This window comes from Vibrio sp. 1978 (assembly GCF_033344345.1).
The window spans coordinates 1-3835 of record NZ_JAWPOP010000013.1 but is presented as its reverse complement, the minus strand read 5'-3'; the positions used below and the strand labels follow the sequence as shown (position 1 = coordinate 3835).

Sequence of the window (3835 nt, the reverse complement as noted above, 5' to 3'; positions counted from 1 at the left end):
GTAACCCGATTCCTAGTCTCATTTAAACTCGCTAGATTGACCCTAATTTTAGTTCATGGTGCGGAGCCTAAGTATTAATATCAACCCACCAACTCTTTACGAATGATCTCCGCACCCGCACTTAACGCATTGAGCTTAGCGGTCGATACTTCACGAGACAAAGGTGCCATACCGCAGTTGGTACATGGGTAAAGCTTGTCGGCATCAACGTACTTCAACGCCTCTCGCAATGTGTTCGCTACTTCTTCTGGCGTTTCAATTTCGTTGGTAGCGACGTCAATCGCACCAACCATCACCTTCTTACCGCGAATCAACTCAAGCAACTCAATAGGCACTCGCGAGTTATGACACTCAAGCGAGATAATATCGATATTTGACTGCTGCAATTTAGGGAATACTTCTTCGTATTGTCGCCATTCAGTGCCTAGCGTTTGCTTCCAATCTGTGTTCGCTTTGATGCCGTAGCCATAGCAGATGTGCACTGCAGTTTCACATTTCAGCCCTTCAATAGCACGCTCTAAACACGCAATGCCCCACTCGTTCACATCATCGAAAAACACATTAAACGCAGGCTCATCAAACTGAATGATATCGACACCTGCCGCTTCAAGCTCTTTCGCTTCTTGGTTGAGGATTTTTGCAAATTCCCAAGCCAGCTTTTCACGGCTACCGTAATGATCATCATAAAGTGTGTCGATCATCGTCATAGGGCCTGGAAGCGCCCACTTGATAGGTTGCTTAGTTTGCTGACGCAAGAACTTGGCATCTTCAACAAACACGGGCTTTGTGCGGCTTACTGGGCCAACCACAGTCGGAACACTTGCTTCATAACGGTTGCGAATAGTCACCGTTTTGCGGTTTTCAAAATCTACGCCGCTTAAATGCTCAATAAAGGTCGTCACAAAATGTTGCCGAGTTTGCTCGCCATCACTGACGATATCAACGCCTGCCAGTTCTTGTTCTTGCAAAGTGACACGTAGCGCATCGCGTTTGCCATCAATCAGTTCTTCACCTTGCAGTTTCCACGGTGACCAAAGTTTTTCTGGTTCGGCCAGCCAAGAAGGTTTCGGTAAGCTGCCAGCCGTTGAAGTCGGTAATAGTGTTTTCATCGTCATTCCTTTCTAGATTCTCGTTATCTTTTACGCGTAATTTGCAGACCATTGTTCAAGCACAGATTGATAAGGTTTGATGAAATGCTCCTCGGCAAATTTCCCTTGTTCAATCGCCAGTTGGCTGCGCTCTTCTCGGTCGTAAACGATTTGAGTTAGCGAGTGGTCTAGGTTTTTTAAGTTTGGCTGGTAGCAATTACCGGCAACCGCGTTGGCATTGTAAATCTCAGGTCGGTAAATCTTCTGGAATGTCTCCATCGTGCTAATCGTACTGATAAGCTCTAGGTTTGAATAATCGTTCAACAAGTCACCGAAGAAGTAGAATGCCAACGGTGCAACGCTGTTTGGCGGCATAAAGTAGCGCACCTGTAAGCCCATCTTCTTGAAGTACTGCTCCGTCAACGAAGATTCGTTCGGCTGATATTCAAAGCCCAAAACAGGATGTTGATTTTCGGTGCGTCGGTATACCTTGTTGTCCGATACGCTCAGACAAATCACTGGCAGCTTTTTGAAATGCTGTTTATAAGACTCAGAATTAACGAAAGCTTTGAACAGTTTGCCATGCAAATCACCGAAGTTCGCTGGGATGCTGAACTGTGGCTGGTTTTTGTTGTGGTCCAACAGCAAAACGCTAAAGTCGTAATCACGCACGTATGAAGAGAAGTTGTTGCCCACAATGCCTTCGATACGCTCGTTAGTGTTGTGGTCAACAATGTTAGTTTTGAGCACTTCAATCGATGGGAAGGCTTCTCCACTACCTTGGATATCCATATCAACGGAGATGATTTCAAGTTCAACGGAGTAGCGGTCACCTTGCGCGTTATCCCAATATGCCAACGCATTAAAACGATTATCGATCATTCGGAGCGCATTGCGCAGATTCTCTCGGCGGTAGTTTCCGCGAGCCAGATTAGCAAAGTTGGTAGTGATTCGCGTGTTGTCTGATGGTTGGTAATTCTCATCAAAGCGAATGCTTTTGATAGCAAATGTGAAATCGTTATTCATCGTGAGTTGGTATCCTATTTCCTTAGATAAAGCAGACTTTTCCTAACTCTGTGCATGGGGACATTTTTTGTTTTTTGGTTTTCCCAATCGTTAGGTTGCGCAGCGTTCACGACGAACAGTTCGTACTAAAAACGGTGGTCGCAGTGCCTAACACCAGAGCAGTCCGTTTTTTATACTTGCTTCACGAGTTGAGTAATATTGGTATTGTTTCACATTGAACATGAAGGAAATTCATAGTGGCAGTTCCAACCCTGAGAGAGCTATCGTAGATACTGTTTTTCATTGACACCAATACACGTAACTTGGCGAGCATATTGCCAATATGTGTAATTAAGAAACGGATAAGGGATTAGCAGTACGTAAACCAGTTTTAAGCCGAGAAAACGCATTGTATGAACAAGGCACCAACTGGAATATAGGACAGCGTAACTTAAATAGTACTTTTCACACTCCATCGTTTATTCAAGCATTCGTTTAATTAGAAGTACGTTACATTTATATTCTCGGAAACATGATTATTTAATTATCTTATTTATTTCTTTTTCTATCTTTACCATCTTAAACGTAAAGTTTAATTTCCTGCTGTAAAAGCACATATAACTTCATACACGAACATGGCAACTTCATTGACGGACTTTATCACTAAACTATTACATTAAGCTCTAAAAAATAATAACAAAAAAAACATAAACCACTGTTTTAATTTGAATTAAACCCATAAACCCGAGATAACCACATAACGATACTTTACTTAATTTGGTATAACAAAAACCCTAAAAATAACATGGCTAACATTTATAAAATTCACTTTTATCAATAGAAAATCTCAACACAACATTAGAAAATTAAAATTAAGCAATAACTTAAAAAGACAAGACTTAATAACCAAATTCTTATTTATTATAGTTGAGTGGTGAATTTAAAAACTATGAGACATTAATCCCACGAATCTATCCTTTTTCTTTTTTTAATAAAAAACAAGATGCACTATTTCACCGCTCATTTATTGAGCTTGAATTTATAACCTGTCCATAATTATAAAGTGCCCATCAAGATGGTTTAAAACAAAAGTCTTTATGGGCTGACTAATAGGAAAAAATAATGGAAAAACAGCATCTTTCCGCGAGTATTATCGCACTCGCTTTACTTGGTTCTTTAGCACCAGCACATGCTGAAGATACATTGAAATCTTACACTTCGACATTGCTTCAGCTTGATGATGGTGATGCACGCTCGAAAAAAATCCGCTTAATTTATTCTTTAGAAAATGTCTGGAACCAATCTTTGCTACCAAATGGCGCTAAAGAAGCCAAGTTGATCCTAAATGGCGGTTCTGGCTTCGACATGACTAATGTTCCAAACAAAGAACAAATCTATGGTTTTGCTACTGGGGGAGATTACCGTTACACCGTTCCAACGGCTTTTAAGCTGGCACTGAGCTATTTAAATGGCGCCCCCTTACGCCACATGAGCCATGCTCCAGAAAACACCATTGCAACGGCATCTGTCAGTGAGTCTCTAGATTTTAACCTTGGATTCAGTGCTTCTACTTCTCCAAATATTAGTGGGGGAATCTCCTGGAGCAACCGTGTAACGTACGACCAGCCAGAGTTTCAAACGGTTGCCGATTTTAACCAAGCTAACGGTAACTATTCACCCACGAGCTATTGACGACGGTTTACGCTAAAAATACTGGCGCCTGATAATCAACTTTCAACATG

General features: G+C 41.5%; 3 protein-coding genes. 1 reads left to right on the top strand and 2 read right to left on the bottom strand.

What is annotated here, in order from left to right:
* Positions 1-80: 80 nt before the first annotated feature.
* Both R8N49_RS13845 and R8N49_RS13840 read right to left on the bottom strand, forming a co-directional pair.
* Positions 81-1109, bottom strand: a complete 1029-nt coding sequence (locus tag R8N49_RS13845) for a methionine synthase (protein ID WP_186584826.1) — start codon at positions 1107-1109, stop codon at positions 81-83.
* Positions 1110-1139: 30 nt separating this feature from the next.
* Entirely contained in the window at positions 1140-2114 is a 975-nt protein-coding gene (locus R8N49_RS13840; protein ID WP_017636059.1) for a DUF1852 domain-containing protein, read from the bottom strand.
* A gap of 1101 nt (positions 2115-3215) precedes the next feature.
* Here R8N49_RS13840 and R8N49_RS13835 point away from each other — a divergent pair.
* Complete coding sequence (locus R8N49_RS13835) at positions 3216-3785, top strand: leukocidin family pore-forming toxin (protein WP_318190008.1); 570 nt, start codon at positions 3216-3218, stop codon at positions 3783-3785.
* The last annotated feature ends 50 nt before the right edge of the window (positions 3786-3835 follow it).

What these genes read in the sequence shown, in the direction of transcription:
- R8N49_RS13840 (WP_017636059.1), bottom strand. Translation starts at nt 2,114, where the DNA reads ATGAATAACGATTTCACATTTGCTATCAAAAGCATTCGCTTTGATGAG.
- R8N49_RS13845 (WP_186584826.1), bottom strand. Translation starts at nt 1,109, where the DNA reads ATGAAAACACTATTACCGACTTCAACGGCTGGCAGCTTACCGAAACCT.
- R8N49_RS13835 (WP_318190008.1), top strand. Translation starts at nt 3,216, where the DNA reads ATGGAAAAACAGCATCTTTCCGCGAGTATTATCGCACTCGCTTTACTT.